Raw genomic sequence first — 25,584 nt, forward strand, 5'->3', positions numbered from 1 at the left:
TGCACGAAGTTGTGATGAAAACGTATGCTTCTTCCCGTTTCGGTCAGCAGGTGGGAGCCGCCTGAGATAATCGAGAGAGCATGATTCGTCCCCTTTCCAGCCATCCCCGGTCTGTACGCGCTGTTGCTTCCCTGCTGCTGGCTGCAGCGTTGTGTGTCACGGGATGCCGGGCGCAGGTGCCTGCGGCGGGTGCTGGTGGTGCGACGAATCTTTCGCCCGAGACGGCGCGGCGTGTGGCCTTGATGATCCGCACCAAGGCGGGTCTGCCGTTCAACTATGACGTGAAGGTGGGCGAGCGGAAACCGAGCCCGTACACCGGTTACGACGAGGTGACGGTTCTGCTTGGCGAATATGGCAAGCCGATGAAGCCGATGGAATTCCTCCTGAGCAAGGATGAGAAGACGCTGGCGCAGATGAACACCTTTGACATGTCGAAGGATCCTCGCGCGCTGGTGTCAGACGCGGGGCGTCCTGCGCGTGGCGCCAAGGACAAGGCTCCCGTCACGATCGTGGTCTTCGATGACCTGGAGTGCCCGTTCTGCGCCCGTATGCACCAGGCGATCTTTCCTGCGCTGCTGGCGCGGTACGGCGATAAGGTTCGCATCTCGTACAAGGACTTTCCGCTGGCGCAGATCCATCCCTGGGCGATCCACGCCGCGGTGAATGCGGACTGCCTGGCGGAGGAGAGTCCGACCGCGTACTGGAACATGGTGGACTACATGCATGCGCACCTGGATGAGATCGGTCTGGACCCGGCGACGCCTGCGGTGAAGGACAAGGCGCTGCCGGTGGCCCTGAAGCAGATCGACAAGGAGACGCTGGCTGAAGGCGCTCGTGCGAAGGTGAATACCAAGAAACTTTCGGCATGCATCGAGCGGCAGGATGAGACGGCTGTTCGCGCTTCGATGAAAGAGGGCGACGGCCTGACGGTGAGCGGTGTTCCCGCTTTGTTCGTCAACGGGCAGATGATCACGGGCGCGATTCCTATTGAATTTGTCTACCGTGCCGTGGACGATGCGCTGACGGCGCAGGGCGTTACTCCTCCTCCGCCGGTCGCGCTTCCGGACCTGCAGGCACCGCCGGCGGCCTCGCAGGCACAGTAGGGAAGAAGTCATTTCATCGTCCGGGAAGTGATCTTTCGGTCCGGGCGCGATACCATGACACGGCATGCACTTGAACACCCCCAACTCGACCCGCACCCGCGCACCCTGGCTGTTCGTTGCCGCTCTCACCGTCCTTTCGCTGGCTGCAACCGGCTGTAAGAAGGAGCATGGTGCTGACGTGGTGGCCAGCGTGAACGGCCACGCCATCATGCGGACGGATCTGGATAAGAACTTCGAAGACGCACAGCGCTCGAAGCAGGACCAGCAGCCGGAGACTGAGGAACAGGCGAAGAGCGACAAGCTCTCGATCCTGCGGACGCTGATCGACGGCGAGATCATTGAGCAGCGCGCTGCGAAGATGAATCTGACGGCTACCAATGAAGAGGTCGACAGCAAGCTGACCGAGATGAAGTCGCACTACACCGAAGAGCAGTTCAGCCAGATGCTCAAGGAGAGTGGCCGCTCCATCGACGAGGTGCGCCGCGATCTTCGCCGGTCGATCACGCTGGACAAGCTGCTGAACAAAGAGATCAACAGCAAGATCAATGTGACGGACGGCGAGGTGGGCAATTTTTACAACACCCACAAGGCTGACTTCAACCTGATCGAGAACAAGCTGCACCTGGCGCAGATCATCGTGACGGCGCAGGCTTCGCCTCAGGGCGCGCCCAATCTACAGGGCAGCAAGGCGACTACCGATGCCGACGCGCGGAAGAAGATTGCAACGCTGAAGGCACAGTTGGATAGCGGCGCGGACTTTGCGGCGGTTGCGGCGAACTACTCTGAGGATCCGCAGACGGCTACGAATGGCGGCGACATGGGCTTTGTGGCGGAGTCGCAGCTACGCCAGGATGTGCCGGTGTGGGCGGAAGTCAGCAAGCTGAAGGCTGGCGAGAACACGCCGGTGATGCCGATTACGCCGCCGGGCGCGAAGGCTCCTGTCGGATACGTGATCTACCACCTGGTGAGTCGCGAAGTGGCAGGTCAGCGTGATCTGAACAATCCGGCGGTGCAACAGAGTATTCGCGACCAGTTGCGCAACACGCGCAGCCAGTTGTTGAAGAGTGCTTACCTGGAGATGTTGCGCGATCAGGCGAAGGTTGAGAACTACTACGCGGAAGATATCTTCAAGGCTGGTTCGGCTTCGTAGGCAAAGAAAGCATTTGAGAACAAGGAATCCTGCTACGGGCGTAGCAGGATTCCGCGTTTGAGGCGGAAGTGTTCGCCGCGCCAGACGACGGTGTCGTCTGCGTAGCTCCATGCCCAGATGAGCAGGCCGAAGCAGTCGCGCAATGGGATGAGCCAGAGGTCGCGCAGGACCTGTCCATCGCGCAGGATGCCCACGCCGACACCCAGCGCCAGCGCTACGCGTGCCAGCAGTACCAGGCTAAGCAGGGTGAAGCTGGGCAGAGCGAAGCCGGTGGCGATGACATTGGCCAGCGCCCACGGGATGGCGTAGGTGATGGCGAGGCCCACATACCCCGCTCGCCGCGCGTCGCGGACGCCGCGAGCCCAGCGCAACTGGTGCTGCCAGAAGCCTTCGAAGTCGTAGGCCGGGACATACGTCTCGACGATCTCGGGGGAGAGGACGACGCGCATCCCGATGGCGTGGACGCGTGCGCCGAGTTCGTAGTCGTCGGCGAGATGTTCCAGGAGGGGAGTCATGCCGCCGATGGCTTCCAGTGTCGTGCGGCGCAGGGCCAGTGTGCTGCCCAGGCCGAAGCGGACGCCGCGGTCGAGCAGGCGGGAGGTGAGGACGCCGGGCAGGAAGTCGGTTGCGATGCCGAGGCCTTCGAGCCGGGCCCATAAGCCGGGCTTATCCGACGTGCGACCGGCATAAGGAGTTGTGACCATGCCGACGTTTGGTTGTGCGAGGTCGGCGGCGATGCGTGTCAGGTATTGCGGCCCGACGAGGATGTCCGCATCGTTGATCAGGATGACGTCGCCGAGGGCGTGCGGGACCATCTGCGAGAGCGTGCTCACCTTGCCGTTGGTGCCCAGGCGTTCGCCGCATGCGATAGCGCGGATGGCGGTTGTGGGGAACTCGGTTTTGAGGCGTTCGATCTCTGCGAGGACGTCTGCGTCGGCCGGGTCAGAGAGGCCGAGCAACAGTTCATACCGGCCGGCGTATTGCTGGGTGCAGTGGCTGGCGAAGGCCGCATAGCGCCGCGGGTCCATCCCCTTGATGGGCTTCAAGACGGATACGGTTGGCCATGCGGTCGGCTCGGGTGATCGCGGTTCGCGGCGGAAGGCACGCGCGGCCAGGAGTGCGATGAGCAGGTAAGCCAGGCCGGCGAGGGTCAGCACGGTCGTGATGAGTTCAATGATCTCTGCGGCAGTCACAACTCAAGTCTATGCGCCCTGCAGAGAACCTATTCGTAACGCAGCGCCTCGATCGGGTTCAGGCTGGCGGCCTTCCACGCGGGATAGATGCCGAAGACCAGGCCGATGCCGATGGAGATGGTGAATGCCGCGATGACCCATGCGCTGGATAGGATCGATGGCAGAAAGACGTGCAGGGTCAGCGCGATCAGTGAGCCGAGTGCGATGCCCACGATGCCGCCGATGGCACACAGCACCATGGCCTCCAGCGTGAATTGCAGCAGGATAGTTCGCTTGGTGGCACCGATGGCTTTGCGCACGCCGATCTCGCGTGTGCGTTCCGTCACGGAGACGAGCATGATGTTCATCACGCCGACGCCGCCCACCATCAGCCCGACGCTGCTCAACGCGAACATCAGCAGGAAGAGGCCGCCGGTGAGTTGCGACCACAGCCGTGTGAGTGAGTCGGAGCCGAAGATGGCGAAGTTGTCTTCCTTGTCGACGGGAACCTTGCGGCGGACGCGCAGGCGTTCGCGGACTTCTTCCTCGACGAGGGTGCGGTTCTTTGCGTCGTCGTATTTGAGGGTCACCCAGTAGTCGAGGATCTCCGGGTGGATGTAGTGGAAGGTCGTCAATGGGAAGTAGAGGAAGCTGTCGTTCGGGTTCTTGCCGGGGGTGAGGCCCTTTACGGGATCGAGGACGCCGATCACGGTGGCGGTAACGCCGGAGGTTGTGATCTCTTTGCCGATGGGATCTTCGGAGCCGAAGAGTGTTTCGGCGGTGTCATGACCCAGGATGACGATTTTCGCGTAGCGCTGCTGCTCCTGCTCGGTGAAGAAGCGACCGCGAGCGAGGTGCCAGTCATTGACGATGGCGGAGGTGAAGTTCTCACCGCCGAGGCCGACGTTCTCCTGCTTCTTGCCGCCGCCTTTGACCGTGGTCATGCCGGCGGCGCCGAAGTCGCCGAAGCTGGCGAAACGGAGTGCGGCAGAGGCGGCGACGACGTGTGGCAGGCCCTGCAGCGACATCATGTCGTCGTAGGTGAGTTGCTTGCGCGAGAGCTCTTCCAGCGTGGGGCGCGAGCCGAAGACGGGGAAGCGGAAGATGAAGAGGTTGTTCGAGCCAAGCTGGGAGATGATGCCGTTGACGCTCTCATTGAGTCCGTTGATCACGCTGGACATGATGATGACCGTGAGGACGCCGATGACGATGCCGAGCACGGTGAGGCCGCTGCGCAGCTTGTTGGCGCGCAGGGTATCGAGCGAGATGGTGATGGTCTCTTTTACGTCTGAGAAGTTCATGACTTAGTCGCTCCTCAGCGCTTGCGCGTGCGATAGACAGCTGTGGCTGCGCATGGCTAGTCGCTCCTCAGCGCAGTAATGGGATCCAGCATTGCCGCTTGGCGAGCGGGGTAGACGCCGAAGAAGACACCTACTCCGGTACTGACGAAGAGCCCGGCGGCGACGCTCCACCAGGCGATGCTCATGGGGAAGCCTGCGACGGTTGAGATGCCGAAGCCTACGGCGACTCCGAAGAGCACGCCGATTATGCCGCCTGCCGTGGCCATCAGTCCGCTTTCGATGACGAACTGCAGAAGGATGTCGCGGCGGCGGGCGCCCAGCGCCTTACGGACGCCGATCTCGCGGGTGCGTTCCGTTACCGAGACCAGCATGATGTTCATGATGACGATGCCGCCCACGATCAGCGAGATGGCAGCGACCGGGATGGCGATGGCGCCGAAGAGGTTTGTGACGGTCTTAAAGAGCGACAGGAAGGTGTTGTTCAAATCGAGAGTGAAGCTGTCGTCTTCGCCCAGCCGGTCGTGGCGCGCGTTACGCATCATGGACCGGACTTCGTCGCCCGTCTCTTCCAGCGCTGCGCCCGCGCCCGGGCCTTTGACGTAGATGGTCAGCGTCTTCGATGAGCCGTAGGTGTGCTGGTAGCTGGTGAGCGGGACGATGACGTAGTTGTCCTGGCTGCTGCCCAGCGTCTTGCCCTGTTTCTCGCCCATGCCGATGATCGTGTACGGCACGCCGTCGACGCGGATCTCCTTGTTGATGGGGTCGTCGCCCTTCAGCAGGTTTTCCTGGATATCTGTGCCCACGACGGCGACGCGCGCTCCGTGCTCCACCTCGGTTGGCGTGAAGATGCGGCCTTCCGTGATGTTGATGTTGTTCAGTTCGGGCATGCGCGCGGTCCAGCCGCGCAGGCTGACGCCGGTGACGGAGTCGGTGCCGGACTTGACGCTGACCTGCTTGCCTTGCCCCGCTCCTACCAGCTTGCAGCGCTTGCAGCCGGCTTCGATCATGCGGAAGTCTTCGGCGATGACGTTGCGACGCTTCTGATACCGGGTGTATTCCGCGAAGCTGGTGATCAGGTTGGGCATCTTCGAGACGGTGAAGACGTCGGAGCCGTAGGTGTTCAGCTTGGCGTCCACGTACGCATTGGCGCCGTTCACCAGTGTGACGACGCTGATGACCGCGGCCACGCCAATGACGACGCCCAGGAGCGTCAGCACCGTGCGCAGCTTGTTGACCCAAAGTGATTGCAGCGCCAGCTTCAGCGCCTCAGTCCAATGCATGTATCACCCGTTTCCCAAGGGTACTCTTCGTTGCGAATGCGGAGATAGATCGTTTCGTGTGAATCTTTGCGGCCCGTGCCGCTTCCGCGCATCCAACGAATCGATGTCTTTCCTGCGGCCTGCACGTTTCGAAAACGGAATCTACCTGAACCCCGTGCCCACTGAGGTGGGCGCCACGAAACACTTTCCCACGATCCTGCGCCGGTTGATCACCGGGAAGGAAGAGCGCGTGCCGCGCCGGCCGCTGGGGCCGTTCCACACCGATCCGGCGATCTTCCGCACCGCTCCCGCTTCGGGGTTGCGGATTACCTGGCTTGGGCACTCGTCGCTGTTGTTTGAGGTAGATGGCACCACTGTCCTGATCGACCCGGTCTTCTCCAAGCGTGCGTCGTTTGTGCAGTGGTTCGGGCCGGAACGCTTCTACGCGCCGCCGCTGCCGATGGCCGACCTGCCCCGGCTGGACGCCGTTTTGCTGACACACGATCACTACGATCACCTGGACTCCGCTGCGGTGCAACAACTCATAGAACGTGCGCCAGCCTTTATTTGTTCCATGGGTGTGGGCGGACACCTGCGGCGCTGGGGCGTTCCGGCGGAGAAGATCCGTGAACTGAACTGGATGGACAGCACCGTTCTGCCCGGTATCGGGAACACGCCGCTGACCGTGACGGCGCTACCGGCGCGGCATTTCTCGGGCCGGTCTTTGAAGCGGTACGGCACGCTCTGGTCGTCGTTCGCGCTGCAGACGGCAGAGCGCAGCATCTATCACGGCGCGGATTCTGGCTACTACGAGGGCTTTAAGGAGATCGGCGAACACTTTGGCCCGTTTGACCTGGTGACGCTTGAGATTGGCGCCTTCGATCCATTGTGGGACCAGATCCATCTGGGGCCAGACAATGCCATGCGCGCCGCGATGGATCTGCAGGCGAAGGTGCTGTTCCCGATTCACTGGGGCCTGTTCAACCTGGCCTTCCACGACTGGTTCCAGCCACCGGAGCGCATCACGGATCTGGCGGCCCAGGCGGGCCTTCCGCTTTGGCTGCCCGAGCCGGGCGCACCTTCGGAGTTTACGGGCGAGGCTGTGAACACCAAGTGGTGGCGCCGTTACATGAGCCCCGTCCGCGATGGCAATGAGGCTACGGACGAAGGCGTGGCGAAGATCGCGATTCGCGCTTAGATCTGCGTGATCACTGGCACTTCAACTACTACTCGGGGAACTTTGTGCGTATCCGCACGGTTCGCTCCAGCGGGTCAGCGTTCTCCAGCACCTTGCGTCGCAGGTCGGCGTCGATGCCTGGCTGTGCGAGCCATTGCTTCACCACGGCCTCTGCCTGTGGTGAGGTCTGCCCGCCGAGAAATGCACCGAGCCAGGCGCCCAGGTAGAAGATCTTGCGATCCCGCTTGATCTCCGGCAACTGATCGAGGCTGCGCTGCAGATACGGCAGTGTCAGTGACGCCTGCCGCACCTGATTGAACGAGCCCAGGCTCTGCGAGAGCCAGTCTTCCTGCTGCGCGCCGGCCGCAGTCGGAGCCTGCTGGTACATGGTGAAGTAACGTTCCTTGGTAGCTGCGTCCGGTGCGCCGGCCTGCACGGCGAAGGCGAACTTGCGGCCGTCGTCGGTGTTGTCGCGCTTGATTTCTGTTGCGAGGCGTGCGGGCCCTTCCTCGTCGTTCACGGCGATCAGCCGGCCGACCATGCTCCAACGATCCAGCGGCCGCAGATCGACGCCGGGGACGATGGTCTTGCCATCCAGCATGGACTTGAGTGTGTCGCGGGCGGCAGGTGTCTCCGCGGCTGAGGTCAGGGTGCGGAAGGCAACGATGCGCAGACCGGGTTCGGGCGCGTGCAGCATGCGGTCCGTCGCAACGGTTTCAAGCTGGGCGACCAGCGGCGTGCGCGTGTTGTCACTCATGTAGCGCTGGAGCGCGCCGCTGACGCGCGCATACTGCAGCCGAGCGAGTGTCTCGTCCTCCTGGTGCGGCAGGTTTTGCAGCGCCAGCGTGACGTAGCCACGCGGGGCGGAGCGGGCGGTGTGTACGTTCTCCCACAGTGCGCCCCATAGCATGGTCTGCAGCAGCGGATCGGACGTTGCTGCGTTGCTTTGCAGCGTGGCCTTTACCGCGGCTTCGCTCTTCGCATCGAGCAGGAAGCGGCCGTAGGCCTGGTCGCCGCCGTTCGCGAAGACATACTTCGGGCAGGCCTTGCCTGCGACGCCCGGGACATCGACGCTGGCACCGTTCCACTCCACACGCACGCGTTCGGGTGCGTGGTCTGCGTAGGCCAGCAGCACCTCATTGGTGATGGGCCAGCGATAGCCGTCGTTCAGTACGTCGGTCTGCGAGAGTGTCACACGTCGCACCCGACGGCCACTCTTGTCGCAGCTCCAGGCTGTGGTGATCTCTGGCATGCCGCGCTGCAGCACCCATGCGTTGGCCCATGCCTGCACATCCTGTTTGCTTGCTGCCTGCAAAGCACCAACGAGGTCGCTCCACTGCGCATTGCCGTAGGCGTGTTGCTTCAGGTACGCACGGAGGCCGTTTCGAAAGGCATCTGGCCCCAGCTTGAACTCCAACTGCTTCAGGATGCTTGGCGCCTTCTGATAGACGATGGCACCGTAGGCGCTCTTGGCATCCTTCAAATTTGGGATGTCCTGGAAGATGGGCGTCGTGCCCTCGGTCTCATCGATACCGTAGGCAAGCGGTTTGATGCCCTCGTACATATGCTTCCAGGGCAGTGAGGACGGCTCAAGATCGGCGAGCGCACGGTAAGCCATGTACTGGGAAAAGCCTTCCTTGAGCCACAGGTCGTCGAACCACCGCATGGTCACCAGGTCGCCGAACCACTGATGCGTGAGTTCGTGCAGAACGAGTGTGTCGCGCGTGAAGCGGTCGTTGGCCGTGGGTGCCGAGCGGAAGAGCACGCCTGACTCGTTCAGGAACGTTGCGCCCGCATGCTCCATGCCGCCGAAGGGGAAGCCAGGGATCAGGACGAGGTCGTACTTGGGGAAGGGATATGGCTGCTGGAAGTAGTCTTCGAGCCACCTGGTTCCGCGTGCGGTCATCTCCTGCACATGCGGCGCTTCGCTCTGCGCGCGGGCGAGTTGCGATTTGCGCACGTAGAGATCAGGTTCACCGGATTTGCCCTTGAGCTTTGCCCACGGACCCGCTGCGAAGGCGAAGAGGTAGGTGGAGATGGGGCGCGTCTCCTCGAAGGTTCGAGAGCCGCCAGTGCTGCTGCCTGTCTGTGCCGTGTTGGCGATGGTGACCCAGTTCGCAGGGGTGGACAGGTCGAGCGTAAAGCGTGCCTTCAGGTCCGGCTGATCGAAGCAGGGGAAGGCCATGCTCGCATCCATGGGAACGAAGAGCGAGTAGAAGTACTCGCTGCCATCTTCCTTGTCTTCGTAACGCGTGATGGCGGCGCCGGCCTTTGCAACACGCGAGGTGAACCTGGTCACCAGGGTGTTGCCGCCCTTGCGCAGATGAGACGCCGGCAGAATCAGGTGTCCGTTCACCAGCGTCGGCGTGATGCTCTGGCCGTTGAGTTGCGCAGCCGTGATGGTGCCTTCGCGATAGTCGATGGGAAGATCTGTGGACGCGTCGCGGAGCAGGAAGCGGACGGTCTCCGCGCCGGGCATGGTCTCTGCATGCGGCTGCAACGCCAGGTGCAAGTCATAGTGCAAGTCGGAGATGCGCGCGGCCCGCGACTGAGCGAGTGCGTGAGCGATACCCGCCTCTGGCTTTGCGGCTGCAGCGGTCTGTGCTGCACTGGCGAGTGTGACTGCGCTGACCATGAGCGTGATGCTCCACAGCATGCGGATCTTCATGAGAAAAGAATAAGGGCACGGATTGCTCCGTGCCCCTTCTTTGTGTGGATGTGATGTGTCTAGCTGTACTTCATCCAGCGCACGATCTCCGGCAGGTTCGGCTTCTTGCCGTACATCAGGATGCCCACGCGGTAGATGCGGCTGGCGATCCACAGGACGACGTAGATGGTGATGGCCATCAGCACGATCGATGCCGCAATCTCGTACCAGGGCACTGGTGACACGGAGATGCGCATGTACATCAGCAGCGGCGTGCAGAAGGGAATCAGCGACAGGATGCGCGCGTAGATGCTGTTGGGCGAGTTAAGTACTAGCGGCAGCGTCACCATGCATGCGGCGAGTGGCATGACCAGGAACATGTTCAGCTGTTGCAGCTCCTGCTCAGAGTTTGTCATGGCGCCCAGTGCTGCGGCGATCGACGAGTACAGCAAGTAGCCCAGCAGGAAGTAGACGATGAAGTAGCCGACCTGCGCGGCCGAGAGAGAGATATGCGTGCCGCCACCCAGGAAGTGCGTCAGCAGCGGCGTTGCCGTCAGGACTACCGCAGCAGCCATCCAGATGAAGACCTGCGTCAGGCCGACCGAGCCTACGCCGATGACCTTGCCCGCCATCATCTCAGCGGGTTTGACCGTGGCCAGCATGACCTCGAAGACACGCGACGTCTTCTCTTCAATGATGGATCGTGCCACGTTCATGCCGTAGAGCATGATGACCATGTACATCAGGAAGAAGAGAACGTAGGCGCCGGCAAAGTTTGCGCTGGTGCTGTCCTGCTCCTCATCCGCGGCGTTCATGGTGATGGGACTCATCATGTCGGCGACGTCGGCTTTGCTCATGCCCTGCGCTACGAGGCGATCGCGCGTCAGCACCTTGTCCAGAGCGTCCCGTACGGTGTTGCGTGTGGCGAGATCGGCGGAGGAACCCTGCCGGTACTCGATCTTCGGCTTCGCGCCCTTCTGCGCCGCGGGCGTGATCCACAGGTAGCCGTCGATGTCCTTCGACTTCAGCGATGCCTTCAGACCCGGCAGCGTATTGGCGCTGGGCGGTGCGACGATGTTCAGCAACATCTCGCCTTCGGTGTCGCGGTTGAGCTGATCCTGCACATCATTCGCCAAAGCCAGGTCGGGGGAGACGATGACGATGTGCGAGCTGGACTTGGAGTGCTTCGCGATCAGAATCGACGCGGTGATGCCGCCACCCATCAGCAGCGGGATCAGGATCGTGGCGATCATGAAGCCTTTGGTGCGGACGCGCTCCAGATACTCGCGGCGTGCAATCAGAAAGATGTTACGCATCGCGCAGGCTCCTTTGTTGGGTCGATGTCAGGGCAGCGAGGTTATGCATCGACGGCACCTCCGACGCGTTCGATGAAGATCTCTTCCAGCGTCGGCTCCTTCACTTCAAAGCGCGAGATGCGGGTGCCGCGCGCGACGGCTTCGGCCAGCAGCGGCTGCGCATCGGGCATGGTGGTGATGCCATCGCCGCGCAGCTTCACGCTGGCCATGCCGCCACCAAACTCTTCCGCGCTCTCGACCTCTGCGTTACGCAGGAAGCTGTTGTCGCCCTCGAAAGTGACCTCGACGCGATTCTTCGGATAGCGGCTTTTGATCTCGCGCATATTGCCTTCCAACACGATGCGGCCGCGATGGATGAGCGCGATGGCGTCGCACATCTTTTCCACCTGATCCATGCGATGTGTGGAGAAGAGGATGGCCTTGCCTTCGCGGCGCAGGTCCATTAGCGTGTCCTGCAGCAGGGCGCCGTTGACGGGATCGAGGCCGCTGAAGGGCTCATCCATGATGATCAGTTCCGGCTCATGGATGAGCGCGGTGATGAACTGGATCTTCTGCTGCATGCCCTTGCTCAGCTCTTCGGTCTTTTTGGGCAGGGCTTCGGTGATCTGCAGACGCTCGGCCCAGGCCTTGCCGCGCTTGTCGGCCTCCGTGGCGGACAGGCCACGAAGCTGGCCCATGAAGGTGATCTGTTCCATCACATTCATCTTTTTGTAGAGGCCGCGCTCTTCCGGCAGATAGCCGACGCGCTTCAGAGCATCGCGCTCAAAGGGCTTGTCGAAGAGGGTGACGGTGCCGCTGTCCGGCACGGTGATGCCGATCATCATGCGGATGGACGATGTCTTGCCGCTTCCATTAGGGCCCAGCAGGCCAAACATGGTGCCTGGTTCAATGCGCAGCGACAGGCCCTCGACCGCGACCTTCGTCTCATAGACTTTGCGAATCTTGTCGAGTACAACCGTTGCCATGCGCTTATGCCTTCTGCTTCGCGCGGCGGTCGGAGATTAACTCACCCGCATTGGCCCAGTTTTCAGGATTCTGCTCGTCCAGGATGATGTGGGTCATCTGCGGATTGCTGCCCAGCACGCGTACCAGGGTGTCCGTAAATTCTTTTGCGATTTGCGCCTTCTGTTCGTGGCTGGCGCCGCCCAGCATGTGCACGTGGATGACCGGCATGAAGTCCCTCGATGATGAGAATAGCAGTGCCGATTGCGTCACTGGGTGGCGCGCAGTCTTTGCCTTATCATCGCCTTCAGCATGCTTGATCTCGCCACGCCCGTGCAGTTGATCAAAGGTGTGGGGCCGCGCAATGCGGAGGCGCTGCGCAAGCGCGGTGTCGAGACCGCAGAAGACCTGCTGTACCACCTGCCCTTTCGCTATGAAGACCGCCTGGATCCCAAGCCGTTGAGCGCGCTCAAGGCCGGCGAGATGGCATCGGTCATCGGCGAGGTGCGCGGAACGGCGACGCTACGGGCGCGGTCCATGCCCATCTTCGAGATGACGGTCGGGCAGGGGCTCGGCACGCTGAAGGCGATGTGGTTCCGCGGCACGTACCTCGAGGGAAAGTTTCGACCCGGTCAGATGGTGGCGCTGTACGGCAAGCTGGAGTCGTCGCGGTCGACCGTGGGCAGCTTCAAGATGGTGCAGCCGCAGTTTGAGATCCTGCCCGGACCGGAGGATGAGAACGAGGCGGTGCTGCTCGAGGTGGGCCGCATTGTGCCGGTCTATGAGTCGCTGGGCGGCACGACGCCGTGGGGGGCGAAGCTGGGTTCGCGATGGATGCGTCAGGTGGTGTGGCGGCTGCTGGATGACCTTGCCGCCGGGCCGCAGTTGATCGATCCCGTGCCGCACTCGCTGCGCAAGCGGCTGGGGCTGCCGGGCCGGCTGGAGGCCTTGCGTGCGGCGCATTTTCCGCCAGCCGGCACAGGCATGGGCGATCTGCAGGCCTTCACCACACCGGGACATGCGCGGCTGATCTTTGAAGAGTTGTTCTACCTGGAGCTGGGGCTTGAGCTGAAGCGCAAGCGTCTGCGCGACCGCGCCGGCATCGCTTTTACTGCCGATGACAATGTGCGAAACGCCATCAAGCAGGTGCTGCCCTTCCGTCCCACGGCGGCGCAGAAGCGTGTGCTTGGCGAGATCGTGGAAGACATGCGCAAGCCGCAGCCGATGCGGCGCCTGCTGCAGGGCGATGTGGGCAGCGGCAAGACCATCGTGGCTCTGGAGGCGGCGCTGGTGGCCATCGAAGGCGGCTACCAGGCGGTGTTGATGGCGCCGACCGAGATCCTTGCGACGCAGCACTACCTCTCTGCGCGAAAACTGCTGCAGCGCTCATCGCGGCAGTACAAGGTAACGCTGTTAACCGGTTCGCTGGACGAGGCGGAGAAGCGCCGTGCGCGACGTCGCATTGCTTCGGGCGATGCAGAACTCATCATCGGTACACAAGCTCTGATTCAGGCGAAGGTAGACTTCGCGAACCTTGGTCTTGTCATTGTGGATGAGCAGCATCGCTTCGGTGTGCGGCAGCGCTTCACGCTCATGAAGAAGGATGAAGCGACGGAGCCGGATGTACTGGTGATGACGGCGACGCCCATTCCGCGCACGCTGGCGCTGACCATCTACGGCGATCTGGAGGTCAGTGTCATTGATGAGCTGCCGCCGGGCCGCTCGCCCATCATTACCCGCCGCACCAGCGAAGAACGCGCCGATGACGTGTGGGAGTTTGTGCGCAAGCAGGTGACTGCGGGCCGGCAGGCGTATGTGGTCTATCCAGTCATTGAAGGTGCAAATGATGATCAGCCGGAGCTGGACTTTCCGAAGGATCCAAGCGAATCAGCGGGCCAGAACACCGGTGCACCAACGATCGCATTGAAAGCACCGGCCAAAAAAGCAGCGAAGAAAGTCGCCGCGAAAAAATCTGCCAAGAAGTCGGCGAAGACAAAGAAAGACGACGAGCTATTCGAGAAGCCTTCCCTGCGCGCTGCGACGGATATGTATGAGGAGCTGCGTCATGGTGCGTTGCATGGTCTGCGTCTTGGTCTCTTGCACGGACGTCTGCCGTCCGATGAGAAAGAGATCATCATGCAGCAGTTCAAGCGTGGCGATATCGATGTGCTGATCTCAACGACGGTAATTGAAGTTGGCGTCGACGTGCCGAACGCCTCACTGATGGTGATTGAACATGCGGAACGTTTCGGCCTGGCGCAGATGCACCAGTTGCGCGGTCGTGTGGGCCGCGGCACTGCGAAGAGTTACTGCATCCTGATGACGGGCGGCCGCGTCTCTCCGGAGGCAGAACAGCGACTGGATGCCATGGTGCGTACGCAGAATGGGTTTGAGCTTGCCGAGCTTGATCTGCAGCAGCGCGGTCCGGGTGAGTTCTTCGGTACGCGCCAGGCGGGGCTTCCGGACTTCCGCGTGGCAAATCTTGTGCGCGATCGTCGCCTGCTGGAGCTTGCGAAAAGCGAGGCTTCGGACTTCGCGAACCTGCGCACAAAAAACGTTACGGAAGACGAGCGAGCCATCGTTCGAACACAGTTGAAGCTGCATTGGCAGCGGCGGTATGGACTGGTGGAAGCGTAGGGTGATTCGAGTGGAAGTCACCGATGCCATGCGGGGTTTCACGCAGGCATCGGCGCTCAGAAGATCTAAGCGACCTGCGCCAGCGTGGGAGCCGATGCCGCAGGTATCGCGCGAAGAGGCACCGATTGCACGTGCTTCTTTGGTCCTCGCTTGCGTGCCACCAGCACGCGGACGCGCTCCAAGAGTTCCGTCGGCGAGCATGCGCCCTTGGGCAGGAAGACGTCTGCGCCGCTGCCACGCTCAAACGATGTGACGGTGCCCGACACCATCAGGGAAGGCAGCCCAGGCTGCATCTCGCGCACGCGGCGGATCAGCTCCACGCCATCCATCTGCGGCATCAGCAGGTCGCACAGCAGCAGCGAGAGTTCGCCGGGTGCGTGGCTGTCGATAATCTCAAGCGCCTCGTGGGAGCTGGTGGTGCTGATCACGCGATAACCGCGAGTCTCAAGCAGGAACTTGCGGACGGAAAGTGTCTGTTCGTTGTCGTCGACACACAGGATGATCTTCTTTGGGCGCATGTTCCGTCGTTCTCCAGAGCCTCGCGGGTTAGCGGGGCGGCGTTCTTTGCGCGTTTCAGGGCGCAGGAATTCTTTCGGCTCGCGTGCAGAAAAAATGCGCGCAGCCGGGATGGTTCGCATGCTGGGGAGGCATGCGGTGCAGGGTACAGAATGTCTTGTAAGGCGCGCGAAAAGCCGCGCGGCGACTGCGTGGATTCAACGGTCGTTCAGGGATCCGTTGTCCAACGCTTCCCAACAGTACGGAGCGCGACGGCCTCGTGCAACAGCGAAGATGAGGCGAAAGCTGTGCGAACATTTCGCTTGCGTTTCCACAGCAACTATCAACTCACCCAGAGTGAGTAGCTTGGCCTGTGCAACGCTCGTGGAAAGCCGTTGTATTACGGGTGCGTAAATGTTCCCGATGCAACAGGAATGGTGCGCCCTCCAACGAACACGTCTGTCACTGCACCGTCACGTAACGAAGCACGTACGTCGATCCTTGAGGGACGATGCACCTCGATGCCCTGATGGATTGTGATCGCGGCTTGCGATGGCACAGCGTTGTGCCGCACGAGATAACTGATGGCGCATCCTGCGGCAGAGCCTGTTGCTGGATCGTCGGCACCGTGGAAGGGCATGCGTGCGCGCCACGCTCCATCGTGCGGCGTGATGGCGTAGATGAACTTCGCGGCCGTGCCAGCGAGTGCTGTGGCCATGCGCGCTGAATCGACGCGCATGCGCTGCAGGGCATCCAGTGAGGCCAGTGGCACGATGCAGAAGGGCAGGCCTGTGCTGACGACCTGTGGGTAGAGCGCTGTGTGCAGATCACTTACTGCGAGGCCGCAAGCGGCTGCGAGTTCGTTGCGGTCAGGAGCGGGGCCAAACTCGGGATCGCGCTGCCTCATCTCGCCGTAGACGCCGGCTTCGTCCTCTGCCGGTGTGCGGAAGCGTACGGCGATGGTGCCGACGTTCAGCTTCAGCCGGACCTCGTCACCGCCGCGTAAGAGGGGGTGGTTTGCCCACAACCAGCTAGCAGTGCCGAGCGTTGGATGGCCTGCGAAGGGTAATTCTTCTTCCACGGTGAAGATACGCACGCGCACGCCGTGTTCGCGTTCTTCTTCGGGTGTTGCGGGCAGAATGAACGTGGTCTCTGACAGGTTTGTCTCGCGTGCCAGAGACTGCATTTGTTCGTCGCTCAGGCTGCGGCCGTCGGTGAAGATAGCGAGCATGTTGCCTTCGTACGCGCGTTCTGCGAAGACATCGACCTGAACCCAATCAAGAGAGCGACCTGCTGTAAACCACGTTGACATACCATCACCTCGCGCATATTGTTGCAGGTGATGATGACGCGTTCGAATTCGACCCTCTGCCGCTGCTGTCTTTTTGCCCAGGCAGGGTTGTAGCGCGCCGCAAACTACCGCAGCGAATCGCATGAACCCCGCCCACCGGCCAAGCCTGGTGGGTTTGTTGTTGGACTCATACTTACTTCTTCAGAGGAGCTTTCGATGTCACTTCGCATCAATGATGTAGCCCCGGACTTTACGGCGGAAACCACGCAGGGAACCATTCGTTTCCACGAGTTTATTGGCGATAACTGGGTTGTTCTGTTTTCTCACCCGAAGGACTTTACGCCGGTCTGCACTACGGAACTGGGTGCTGTTGCTACGCTGGAGCAGCAGTTTGCGAATCGCGGCGTTAAGGTGATCGGACTTTCCGTCGATAAGGTAAGTGACCACGGTAAGTGGGCGGAAGATATCAAGGATGTCAGCGGTGCGGATGTGAACTTTCCGATCATCGGTGATTTCGATCTGAAGGTAGCCAAGCTGTATGACATGCTGCCGGCAGAAGAGGGCGATAGCTGTGAGGGTCGTACCCCCGCGAATAACGCGCCGGTACGTACTGTTTTCATCATTGGACCGGATAAGAAGATCAAGCTGACGATGGCGTACCCGATGACCACGGGCCGTAACTTCGATGAGATTATCCGCGTGCTGGACAGCATGCTGCTAACCTCGAAGTTCCCGGTGGCGACGCCTGCGAATTGGAAGGTGGGCGGCGATGTCATCATTACCGGAGCAGTTTCGAACGATGATGCGGCCGTGAAGTTCCCGGGCTACAAGACGGTGAAGCCGTACCTGCGTACGACGGCGCAGCCGAAGTAAATTTCCAGGCTGCACTTACTCCGGTCTCCGCATCGGAGTAAGTGTGGCTCCCAAGTTCCTCTGCACGCGGTTGGCGCAGAGTAAGTGAGCACCGGTGGCGAAGTGGCTAACGCGCTGGTCTGCAAAACCAGTATTCGTGGGTTCGATCCCCACCCGGTGCTCCAACAGTTTTCGCAGTTCTGAGAGACCCGCCGATGTGGCGGGTTTCTTTGTTTTTTGGGGCAGAAAACGCACGAAAATGGCTCCGAAAGGGTTGGAAACCGTTCGTGTTGAGACGTCTCAGTCAACATTTGGTTTTTGGCGGCGGTTGCTGCGTGTAACAAACGGTGTTTCGGCGGTGTCTATAGTCCCAGCTTTTCCTCTCGCAGATGGGATTGCTTATGTTTCAGGACTCGTTATTAGTTGAATCGTCGGGGCGGCTGAAGTCGAAGTCGAGCTGCTATGTCTGGGTGACTGCAACGTTCAACGCGGCGGTGGTTGCCGTCGCCGTTCTTCTTCCACTGCTCTATCCAGATGCCTTGCCGCGGATGGCCATGACGGCCATGCTTTCGGCACCGCCTGCTCCACCTGCAGCACCTGCTCCTCCGCCGGTTGTCTCGGCGAGGGTCGCTCGTGTTACGGCCAGCGTGGATCCATTTGTGCCGCCTGCCAGGGTTCCGCGACACCTTGACATGACTCGCGATGATCCGCCGCCATCGGTTTCGGGTGTTGTGCGTATGACGGGCGGTGGTTCGGGTGACGGACCCGGGGTGATCGGTTCTCTTGGTTTAGGGCCTGCTCCGCCGGTTGTCAGCGTGGCTGTTGCCCGGCCAGTGGTTGGTCCGGCGCGGGTTTCGAGTGGTGTGATGGCTGGGCAGATTGTCACGAAGACGACGCCGGTCTATCCGGCGATTGCAAAGGCTGCGCATGTTTCGGGGGCAGTGGTGTTGCATGCCGTTATTTCGAAGACGGGTGCGATTGAGAGTCTGTCGGTGGTTTCGGGACACGAGATGTTGCGGGCTAGTGCCGTTGCTGCCGTGCAGGGGTGGCGGTATCGGCCTTACCTGTTGAATGGGGATCCTACGGAGGTGGAGACGACCATTACGGTGAACTTTTCGTTTGGTGGGTAGTGGGCGAGCGGGCTGGAGGCCGGCCCTATGGGGCGGGCTTTCAGCCCTTGGTTCTCTCTTCATGGCCTAACCCAGGCCTTCGGCCTTGACTAGGATGTGGTCGCGCCTCTGGCGCTTGTGGCGTGGATGTCCTGAACCGGAGCCGGCGTCCGGGATGGTGTTGATTCGCGCTTTGCGCGAACGGGTCTAGGTTACTGGCATGCCGGCAGGGGATTGGCGGGTCGGCTTACATGCAGATCCCTCCGCTTCGCTGCGGGATGACAACGTGAAAAGGGGTGCGGGTGTGTCGGGGCAGACGTGTCCGTTCGGTCGGTGCGGCTTAACAGACGTCGAGAAGGTACCGTGCTTGCCTCTTACGCAGGTCGGCCCGGCTCATTGAGCCGGGCCGTTTCCATACGCTTGCGGCGAGGTTAGTCGCGGCGGCTGCGGCCGCTGAAGAGTTGGAGGAGGATCATGAAGATGTTGATTGCGTCCAGGTAGATGCCGAGTGCGAGGGAGACTGCTCCCATGCCGTCACCGCCTGCGCGGATGCGTGCGAAGTCTGCCACGGTAAGCGCTGTGAAGATGGCGAGCGCGATCCATGAGTAGGTATTGGGCGACATGAAGTGGAAGAACATGCTGGCGACGCCGGCGAGGATCAGCAGGAGCAGGCCGGCGAGGGCGATGCCCGAGAGCTTGCGGTAGTCGATGCTGAAGAGGTAGGCAACGCAGCCCATGGCCGTCATGCCGAGGCCGGTGGTGACGGCGGCCTGGAAGACGATGCCGGGGCCGATCATGCGCACGTACATGTGGATGATCGGGGCGATCTCCCAGCCCATGAAGAAGGCGAGGGCCATGAAGAGGGCCATGGCCAGGCCGGCGTTGGTGCGGCGCACGGCGTTGATGCCGAAGACGAGGGCCAGGACGGCGATGAAGCCGGGCAGCATGCTCCACGGGGGCGCGGTGGCTACGCCGATGGCAGTGACGAAGAAGCCGAGCGCGGTGATGCCCAGCACCTTGGCCAGAAGCGGCGCGGTGCCTTCCCGCGGCACGTCGATGACAGTGGGGAATCCGTTGGTGCGATTGACGTACATGGGTTTCCTTCCTCTCTGAGATTAGACGCAGTGGCGGGTGGGTTGATGCTTTAGGGCGGGCGGAGAGAGCTTGTGGTGCGGTGGTGTGACGCGGGCAGCGGCCGGGGAGCGGCGTACCTCAGGGGCTAAAGCCCGGTTTCCTGGGGGTTGTATCGGCACAGCTTAAGCTGTGCCCTTCCGGGCGGGGACATTTGAGGTGGTGCCATCAGAATGCAGGTCCTTCGACTGCACTTCGCTTTGCTCGTTTCGCTCAGGATGACAAAGTTTGGAGGGACGCGTGGTCGCGCTTTGCGCGATAACCCACCCTTTGCTTCGCAAAGAATGGGGCACCCAAGCCTGTCTCCGCTCTAGCTTCGCAAAGAATGGGGCACCCGATTCCGTGGCCGCCTTAGGTTCGTGGGGGTGTAGTGGGTTCTTTGGGTTGGGCGTTGGGGCGTAGGGGGTTTTCGGGCCATTTTTGTTTTGGGTAGCGGCGCATGAGGCCCCGGCGGACTTCGGGGTAGAGGCGTTGCCAGAAGCCTGCGAGGTCGGAGGTGGTCTGGACGGCTCGGTTGTTGGGGCCGAGCAGGTGCATGACGACGGGCGTCTGGTCGGGGCCGATGCGGGGGCCGTCGGACATGCCGAAGAAGTCCTGCATGCGGGATTCGATCCATGGTGGTTTGCCGGTTTCGTAGTGGACCTTGAGGGCGCGGCCGGCTTTGAGTTTGAGGGTGCCGGGTGCGAGGTCGCGCAGGTGTTGCGCGTCGAGGCGGGCTTCCATGGAGGGGAGGAGTCCGACGGCGGCTTTGCGCAGTTCGTCCATGGAGAAGCGGGTGAGGCCGAGGCATAGCTGGCGGAGTTCGGCTTCTACGTCGGGAGCTTGGAGACCGGCGAAGGCGGCGCGTGCCTGCAGGTTCTCCATGGCGGTCTCGTCGACGAAGCGTGCGATGCCTGCGACGACGGCTTCGTGGGCGAGCATGGCTGCGGCGGCTTCGGCGTCGGGCTTGGCGTCGCGCCACTCCTGCAGGAGCAGGCCTTCGTAGCGGAGAGAGGTGGTGGCTTCGACGCGTTGGGCGGAGCGGTTCCAGACGAGGGTGGACTCTTCGCGGACGCGGTCGGGGAAGAGGTCGATGAGCCAGTCCGGTTCGAAGCGTGCGGCCATGCGGACGAGCGGGAGTGGCTTGTCGCTGCGGTCTTCCGCGTCGAGGACGACCATGAATTCGTAGAGCGGCGCGGCACCGGTCATCTCTGCGGTGATGCCGGTGCCGAGCAGGATTTCCTTGCCGGTGCGGCGGCGGGCGACGCGGTCGGGGAAGCCCTGCAGCATGGCGCGGAGGAGCGGTTCGTCACTGTCGCCGGTGTGTTTGGTTTGGCCTTTGCGGACGAGTCTGCGGAGCTGCGATTCGGTCTGACGGACGCGGTGGTCGGGCACGGCGAACTGTGCGTCCATGGCTTCGAGCAGATCGTTGCGTTCGACGGATGCTCCTACTGACAGCAGCGCCGCAGCGGTTGCGCCTTCCTGCGCGACTCCCGCGTCCTCCGCCGCTACGAGCATGCGTGCGAGGCGCGGTGGCAGCGGGAAGCGGGCGAGTCGGCGGGCCATGGCGCCGGCTGCGCCGAGGCGATCGAGGAGGGCTTCTGCATGATCTACGGCGATCGTCTCAGGGGCATCGAGCCATACGACGTCGCCCATGCGGAGGTCGAGTGCGCGCAGGGTGAGGGCGAGTTGCGAGAGGTCGGTTCGGAGAATCTCCGGGCGGTCGTGTTCGGCGCGTTGTGCGAAGTCAGCCTCGGCGTAGAGGCGGAGGACGCGGCCGGGTGCGGTGCGGCCGGCGCGGCCTCCACGCTGGGTTGCGGAGGCTTTGCTGATGCGACGGATCTCGAGTGTTGGAAGGCCGGTCCACGGGGAGTGTGCGGCGACGCGTGCGATGCCGCTGTCGATGACGGCGGTGACGCCTTCGACGGTGACAGAGCTCTCGGCGACGTTGGTAGAGAGGATGAGTTTGGGCTGCGTGCTGGGGCCGACGGCGCGGTCCTGCTCTGCGGGCGAGAGGTCGCCGTAGAGCGGCAGCATGAGCAGGCCGGCGGCGCGTGCGATGCCGTCGCACTCGCGCATGGTGCGGCGGATCTCTGCGGCGCCGGGCAGGAAGACGAGGGTGTGGCCGGTGTGATTTTCGCGATGCAGGCGTTCGACGGCCTGGCGCACCTGCACGTGCAGCGGCTCGACCGAGTAGGGTGTGTGTTCGACGGTGAGCGGGAAGACGCGGCCGGCGGCGTAGAGCATTTCGCAGTTGCCGAGGAACTCGGCGACGGGTGCGGCGTCGAGTGTGGCGGACATGACGATGATCTTGAGATCGGGCCGGGTGGTCTGCTGCAGGCGGCGAAGGAGCGCGAGTGCGAGGTCGCTGTCGATGTGGCGCTCGTGGAACTCGTCGAGGACGATGGCGTCGACGCTTGGTAGAAGCGGGTCGCTGATGAGGCGGCGGATGAGGATTCCTTCGGTGACGAAGCGCAGGCGTGTGCGTGGGCCGATGGCCTCTTCGAAGCGGACCTGGAAGCCGACGGTCTCGCCGGCCTGTTCATTCATCTCCCATGCAACGCGGCGTGCGGCCATGCGCGCGGGCAGGCGGCGGGGTTCGAGCACGATGACTTCGCCGGGAACTACTTCGAGGAGCGCTGGTGGGACGCGGGTGGTTTTACCGGCGCCGGGTTCGGCCTGGAGGACTAGGTTGTTGTTGGCGCGCAGGGCGGCGGTGATCTCGGGGAGGAGGTCGTCGATGGGGAGTGCGGGTTTGCGGGGGGTGGCGGCCATCGGTTCTATCTTCTATGAGTTTGGGCCCGGAGTTTGATTGCGTTCCGGATCAGGCCGGTGGGATCGCCCGTCCGCAGACAGTTGGCGCGGGCCTTCAGCCCGCAGAGTCACAGGTAATCGCTAACCCAGGGCGTTGCCCTGGGCTAGGATGGCGCGGGCCTTCAGCCCGCGTCGGCGGTGCTCTTGACTGCGTGCTCCGTGGAGCTGGGGAACGCACGTTCGCGCTGTGCGCGAATCAAGTGTGCATCTTTGCCCTGGTCTGAGATTGTGGATGGGCCAGCACACATGCAGATCCCTCCGCTTCGCTGCGGGATGACAAGCATTTCGTAGGGTGCAACGAGAGTCGGTGTCGGGATGACAATGCTCCCATGTCTCAAAGGCGAGACATGGGGCACCCGGTCTTGGGCTGATGCGAGTGCAAGCGATCAGCGCTTCTTGCCCTTTTTCTTGCTGGCGGCGATGCGGTCTTTGTTCTTCTTTTTGCGGACTGAGGAGCCGTCTGCGCCGAACTTTGCGAAGGGGGAGCTGGAGCTAAGTGGGGCTGCCTTCGCCTTGCTGCGTTTTGCGGAGCGTGGGCTTGGTTTGCGTGTCCGGGTGGGAGCTTCCGCGACTGTCTTTTCGCGGCGTTCGGTGGATCTGCTGGCGCGTTTTGGGAAGGGGCGCACGCCCTCTGGCAGAGCGGTTTCGCCGGCGGCGTGGTCGGGGATGACGGCAAATTGCAGGCGGCGATTGCCGCGGTCGATGCGGTCTAGAAGCACGCGCACCTTCATGCCGGGGCGGTAGGTCTTGTTGCTCTTGCCGCCGCGGATCTCGCGGGTGGTTTCGCGATAGGTGTAGTGGTCGTCGGTGAGCGTGAAGATGGGGACGAGGCCTTCGACGAACATGTCGGCGAGTTCGACGAACATGCCGTACTTGGTGACGGAGAGGATCATCGCATCGAAGTCTTCGCCGACGCGGTCCGTCATGAACTTGATCTTCTTCCACTCGATGAGTTCGCGTTCGGCGTCGGCGGCGCGGCGCTCGGTCTCGCTGCACTCCTGCGCGATGGCGATGAGTTCGTCCTTGGGGTAGACGTCTTCGAACTGCTGCTCGCCGTGATGCACGTCGCGCTTCGGTGCCTCATCGATGCCGAGGTAGCCCTGTGGCGCGGCGATCTCTTCTGCGTCGCCGAAGGGGTCTGCGCCGTCGGCGAGGAGTGTCTTGAGAATGCGATGGACGACGAGATCGGGGTAGCGGCGGATGGGTGAGGTGAAGTGTGTGTAGGCGGGTGCGGCGAGGGCGAAGTGGCCCTCGTTTTTCTCAGAGTACTTGGCCTGCTTGAGGGAACGCAGCATGAGGTAGCTGAGGATGCGCTCTTCCGGGCGGCCGTGAATCTTTGCGGCGAGGCGCTGGTACATGTGCGGCGTGACTTCGATGGCGGCGGTGGAGACTTCGTGCTCGCGTGCCTTGTGTGCGACGCGACCCTGCTGACCGCGGCGTTGCTGGTCGCGGCGGTCCGACTTCATCGTGACGGACTTGACGGGTAGCGCGCCGACGCCGAGGGTGATGCCGAAGGCTGCGGCTGCGTCTTCAAAGTCGATGATGCGCTTGGGGTCGGGCATCTCGTGGATGCGGTACATGCCGGGGACGCCGCTGGTTTCGATCCAGCGTGCGACGCACTCGTTGGCGCAGAGCATGAACTCTTCGATGATGCGGTTGGCCCAGGCGCGCTCGGCCTTGCGGACGCCCTGCATGGCGCCGAGTTCGTTGAAGTCGATGACGGGCTCGGGAAGGTCGAAGTCGATGGAGCCTCGGCGGACGCGTTTGCCGTTGAGCTTGAGCGCGAGTTCGTACATGCGTTCGAACTGCGGTAGAAGTGGTTCGTAAAGCTTCCTAACTTCTTCGTCGCCGTCGAGGATCTTCTGCACGTTGGTGTAGGTCATGCGGCGTGCGGAACGGATGAGGCCTTCGCAGATCTCGTAGCCGAGGACGTTGCCCTCGTCGTCGATGCGTGCGATGCAGGAGAGGACCATGCGGTCTTCGTCGGGACGCAGTGAACATTCGCCGTTGGAGAGTTGCTGCGGCAGCATGGGGATCGCGCGGTCGGGGAAGTAGACGCTGTTGCCGCGCAGGCGTGCTTCGAGGTCGAGGTCGCTGTTGTCGCGGACGTACTCGGCGACGTCGGCGATGTGGACCTGTAGCTCCCAGGTGTTGTCGGCGTGCTTGCGGACGAGGACGGCGTCGTCGAAGTCTTTCGCGGTTTCGCCGTCGATGGTGACGATGGGTTCGTCGCGGAAGTCGCGGCGGAGATTGAGTTCCTCTTCGAGGAGCGAGGCGACGTTGCGCTCGGCTGCGTCTTCCGCTTCGGCGAGGACGCCGGCGGGGAAGACGTGCGGCAGATGGTGTTTGCGGATGATGATTTCTACGTCGACGCCGAAGGCATCGGGATCGCCGAGGACTTCAATGACGCGGCCGCGTGCGGGGGAGTTGTCGGTGGGGTATTGGGTGATTTCGACGTCGACGGCGAGGCCGTTGAGGTCTTCGAGCGTGCCGTCCCATTGGTGGTCGTTCGCTGCGGCTTCGGCACCGAGGGTGCGGTGCGGCGTGATGGCGGAGGACGGGAGGTCCTGATCGTTTTCGATGAGGACGGGCTGCGTCATGCGCTCGTCGAGCGGGACGACGTAGCTGCCGCGGAGGCGCATGTCTTCGCTGCGGCCGCGTGCACCGGCGGCGTGGAAGATGCCGACGACGGTGGGGTTGCGACGGGTGAGGACGCGCATGATGCGGCCGGATTTGCGGCCGTCGCGCGAGGGCGGTGCGGGGAGGACGAGGACGATGTCGCCCTGCATGGCTCCGTTGAGATCGTGGGGCGGGATGAAGTAGTCACCGTCGCTCTGGGTGGTGGCGTCGGTGGGGCGGACGAAGCCGAAGCCGTCGCGATGGAGCTGGAGCTTGCCTGCGATGAGGTCGCTGCGGGCGGCGCTGCGGTCGTGTACGAGGCGCTTGCGGTCCTGCGCGACGGCGCGGCGGCCGGTGTCGTTCTTGACGCGCTCGGTGTGGACCTGCGGCAGAGCCCATTGCTCCGCGTCGATTTTGACGAGGGCGCCACGGGCGGTCATCTTGGCGAGCTGCTCGAGGAGCATGCGGCGTTCACGGCCGCCGCCCATGCCGAGTTCGCGGACGAGCTGTTTGTAGCCTGCGCGGCCGCCCGCACGTTCGACACGGCGGAGGAGTTCGCGATCAGTGTGGGGATAAGGGTGGCCCGGCAT

Annotated in this window: 18 protein-coding genes and 1 tRNA gene; 7 read left to right on the forward strand and 12 right to left on the reverse strand. The window is 62.5% G+C overall.

Features of this window, described 5'->3' with window-relative positions; genetic code table 11:
* Positions 1-80: 80 nt before the first annotated feature.
* Together TERRO_RS00930 and TERRO_RS00935 are read left to right on the forward strand one after the other, a co-directional pair.
* Positions 81-1,103 carry a DsbA family protein gene (locus tag TERRO_RS00930; protein ID WP_014784109.1) on the forward strand — a complete coding sequence of 341 codons (1,023 nt, stop codon included), beginning with the start codon at positions 81-83 and terminating at the stop codon, positions 1,101-1,103.
* 64 nt (positions 1,104-1,167) lie between these two features.
* Positions 1,168-2,253 carry a SurA N-terminal domain-containing protein gene (locus TERRO_RS00935; RefSeq protein WP_014784110.1) on the forward strand — a complete coding sequence of 362 codons (1,086 nt, stop codon included), beginning with the start codon at positions 1,168-1,170 and terminating at the stop codon, positions 2,251-2,253.
* 32 nt (positions 2,254-2,285) lie between these two features.
* Here the strand turns inward: TERRO_RS00935 and hpnI are convergent, their stop codons facing one another.
* The 3 genes from hpnI to TERRO_RS00950 are packed head-to-tail and all read right to left on the reverse strand — an operon-like array spanning position 2,286 to position 6,006.
* Positions 2,286-3,446 carry a bacteriohopanetetrol glucosamine biosynthesis glycosyltransferase HpnI gene (gene hpnI / locus TERRO_RS00940; RefSeq protein WP_014784111.1) on the reverse strand — a complete coding sequence of 387 codons (1,161 nt, stop codon included), beginning with the start codon at positions 3,444-3,446 and terminating at the stop codon, positions 2,286-2,288.
* A 29-nt stretch (positions 3,447-3,475) separates the two neighbouring features.
* The gene (locus tag TERRO_RS00945; protein WP_014784112.1) at positions 3,476-4,726 is read right to left on the reverse strand and encodes an ABC transporter permease; all 1,251 of its coding nucleotides are present in this window, start codon (positions 4,724-4,726) and stop codon (positions 3,476-3,478) included.
* A gap of 56 nt (positions 4,727-4,782) precedes the next feature.
* Positions 4,783-6,006, reverse strand: a complete 1,224-nt coding sequence (locus TERRO_RS00950; RefSeq protein WP_014784113.1) for an ABC transporter permease — start codon at positions 6,004-6,006, stop codon at positions 4,783-4,785.
* Between the two features lie 103 nt (positions 6,007-6,109).
* Here TERRO_RS00950 and TERRO_RS00955 point away from each other — a divergent pair, with 103 nt between their 5' ends.
* Positions 6,110-7,183, forward strand: coding sequence for an MBL fold metallo-hydrolase (locus TERRO_RS00955; protein WP_052313246.1), 1,074 nt, complete (start codon positions 6,110-6,112; stop codon positions 7,181-7,183).
* Between the two features lie 28 nt (positions 7,184-7,211).
* On the opposite strand, the gene TERRO_RS00960 is transcribed toward TERRO_RS00955, so the two are convergent.
* Genes TERRO_RS00960 through TERRO_RS00975 form a run of 4 tightly spaced genes read right to left on the reverse strand, consistent with a single transcriptional unit; the run spans position 7,212 to position 12,298 of the window.
* Positions 7,212-9,830 carry a M1 family metallopeptidase gene (locus TERRO_RS00960; RefSeq protein ID WP_014784115.1) on the reverse strand — a complete coding sequence of 873 codons (2,619 nt, stop codon included), beginning with the start codon at positions 9,828-9,830 and terminating at the stop codon, positions 7,212-7,214.
* Between the two features lie 59 nt (positions 9,831-9,889).
* Positions 9,890-11,125: an ABC transporter permease gene (locus TERRO_RS00965; RefSeq protein ID WP_014784116.1), complete on the reverse strand. Its 1,236-nt coding sequence runs from the start codon at positions 11,123-11,125 to the stop codon at positions 9,890-9,892.
* A gap of 41 nt (positions 11,126-11,166) precedes the next feature.
* Complete coding sequence (locus TERRO_RS00970) at positions 11,167-12,090, reverse strand: ABC transporter ATP-binding protein (RefSeq protein ID WP_014784117.1); 924 nt, start codon at positions 12,088-12,090, stop codon at positions 11,167-11,169.
* Between the two features lie 4 nt (positions 12,091-12,094).
* Positions 12,095-12,298: a tautomerase family protein gene (locus TERRO_RS00975; RefSeq protein WP_014784118.1), complete on the reverse strand. Its 204-nt coding sequence runs from the start codon at positions 12,296-12,298 to the stop codon at positions 12,095-12,097.
* Positions 12,299-12,379: 81 nt separating this feature from the next.
* Between TERRO_RS00975 and recG the strand changes: the two genes are divergently transcribed.
* Entirely contained in the window at positions 12,380-14,704 is a 2,325-nt protein-coding gene (gene recG, locus TERRO_RS00980; protein ID WP_014784119.1) for an ATP-dependent DNA helicase RecG, read from the forward strand.
* A 65-nt stretch (positions 14,705-14,769) separates the two neighbouring features.
* Here recG and TERRO_RS00985 read toward each other — a convergent pair whose 3' ends face one another.
* Together TERRO_RS00985 and TERRO_RS00990 are read right to left on the reverse strand one after the other, a co-directional pair.
* Entirely contained in the window at positions 14,770-15,222 is a 453-nt protein-coding gene (locus TERRO_RS00985) for a response regulator transcription factor (RefSeq protein WP_014784120.1), read from the reverse strand.
* Between the two features lie 377 nt (positions 15,223-15,599).
* Positions 15,600-16,511, reverse strand: a complete 912-nt coding sequence (locus TERRO_RS00990; RefSeq protein WP_014784121.1) for a PhzF family phenazine biosynthesis protein — start codon at positions 16,509-16,511, stop codon at positions 15,600-15,602.
* 195 nt (positions 16,512-16,706) lie between these two features.
* On the opposite strand from TERRO_RS00990, the gene TERRO_RS00995 reads away from it, so the two are divergent.
* The 3 genes from TERRO_RS00995 to TERRO_RS01005 all read left to right on the forward strand — a co-directional run bounded on the left by TERRO_RS00995 (position 16,707) and on the right by TERRO_RS01005 (position 18,472).
* Positions 16,707-17,363 (forward strand): peroxiredoxin, encoded by a 657-nt coding sequence (locus TERRO_RS00995; RefSeq protein WP_014784122.1) that lies wholly within the window; start codon positions 16,707-16,709, stop codon positions 17,361-17,363.
* Between the two features lie 88 nt (positions 17,364-17,451).
* Positions 17,452-17,527, forward strand: a tRNA-Cys gene (locus tag TERRO_RS01000).
* A gap of 204 nt (positions 17,528-17,731) precedes the next feature.
* Complete coding sequence (locus TERRO_RS01005; RefSeq protein WP_245536181.1) at positions 17,732-18,472, forward strand: energy transducer TonB; 741 nt, start codon at positions 17,732-17,734, stop codon at positions 18,470-18,472.
* A 410-nt stretch (positions 18,473-18,882) separates the two neighbouring features.
* Here TERRO_RS01005 and TERRO_RS01010 read toward each other — a convergent pair whose 3' ends face one another.
* From TERRO_RS01010 to TERRO_RS01020, 3 genes are all read right to left on the reverse strand, one after another.
* Positions 18,883-19,545 (reverse strand): Bax inhibitor-1/YccA family protein, encoded by a 663-nt coding sequence (locus TERRO_RS01010; protein WP_014784124.1) that lies wholly within the window; start codon positions 19,543-19,545, stop codon positions 18,883-18,885.
* Positions 19,546-19,933: 388 nt separating this feature from the next.
* Complete coding sequence (hrpB, locus tag TERRO_RS01015; protein WP_014784125.1) at positions 19,934-22,336, reverse strand: ATP-dependent helicase HrpB; 2,403 nt, start codon at positions 22,334-22,336, stop codon at positions 19,934-19,936.
* A gap of 425 nt (positions 22,337-22,761) precedes the next feature.
* On the reverse strand, positions 22,762-25,584 hold the full coding sequence (locus tag TERRO_RS01020) for a ribonuclease R family protein (protein ID WP_014784127.1): 2,823 nt from the start codon (positions 25,582-25,584) through the stop codon (positions 22,762-22,764).

Source organism: Terriglobus roseus DSM 18391 (assembly GCF_000265425.1).
Classification (GTDB): Bacteria; Acidobacteriota; Terriglobia; order Terriglobales; family Acidobacteriaceae; genus Terriglobus; species Terriglobus roseus.

Coding starts and splice junctions, on each gene's coding strand:
- TERRO_RS00960 (WP_014784115.1), bottom strand. CDS start 9,830: ATGAAGATCCGCATGCTGTGGAGCATCACGCTCATGGTCAGCGCAGTC.
- TERRO_RS01005 (WP_245536181.1), top strand. CDS start 17,732: ATGGGATTGCTTATGTTTCAGGACTCGTTATTAGTTGAATCGTCGGGG.
- recG (WP_014784119.1), top strand. CDS start 12,380: ATGCTTGATCTCGCCACGCCCGTGCAGTTGATCAAAGGTGTGGGGCCG.
- TERRO_RS00975 (WP_014784118.1), bottom strand. CDS start 12,298: ATGCCGGTCATCCACGTGCACATGCTGGGCGGCGCCAGCCACGAACAG.
- TERRO_RS00970 (WP_014784117.1), bottom strand. CDS start 12,090: ATGGCAACGGTTGTACTCGACAAGATTCGCAAAGTCTATGAGACGAAG.
- hrpB (WP_014784125.1), bottom strand. CDS start 22,336: ATGGCCGCCACCCCCCGCAAACCCGCACTCCCCATCGACGACCTCCTC.
- TERRO_RS00990 (WP_014784121.1), bottom strand. CDS start 16,511: ATGTCAACGTGGTTTACAGCAGGTCGCTCTCTTGATTGGGTTCAGGTC.
- TERRO_RS00935 (WP_014784110.1), top strand. CDS start 1,168: ATGCACTTGAACACCCCCAACTCGACCCGCACCCGCGCACCCTGGCTG.
- TERRO_RS01010 (WP_014784124.1), bottom strand. CDS start 19,545: ATGTACGTCAATCGCACCAACGGATTCCCCACTGTCATCGACGTGCCG.
- TERRO_RS00965 (WP_014784116.1), bottom strand. CDS start 11,125: ATGCGTAACATCTTTCTGATTGCACGCCGCGAGTATCTGGAGCGCGTC.
- TERRO_RS00995 (WP_014784122.1), top strand. CDS start 16,707: ATGTCACTTCGCATCAATGATGTAGCCCCGGACTTTACGGCGGAAACC.
- TERRO_RS00950 (WP_014784113.1), bottom strand. CDS start 6,006: ATGCATTGGACTGAGGCGCTGAAGCTGGCGCTGCAATCACTTTGGGTC.
- TERRO_RS00945 (WP_014784112.1), bottom strand. CDS start 4,726: ATGAACTTCTCAGACGTAAAAGAGACCATCACCATCTCGCTCGATACC.
- TERRO_RS00930 (WP_014784109.1), top strand. CDS start 81: ATGATTCGTCCCCTTTCCAGCCATCCCCGGTCTGTACGCGCTGTTGCT.
- TERRO_RS01020 (WP_014784127.1), bottom strand. CDS start 25,584: ATGCCGGGCCACCCTTATCCCCACACTGATCGCGAACTCCTCCGCCGT.
- TERRO_RS00985 (WP_014784120.1), bottom strand. CDS start 15,222: ATGCGCCCAAAGAAGATCATCCTGTGTGTCGACGACAACGAACAGACA.
- TERRO_RS00955 (WP_052313246.1), top strand. CDS start 6,110: ATGTCTTTCCTGCGGCCTGCACGTTTCGAAAACGGAATCTACCTGAAC.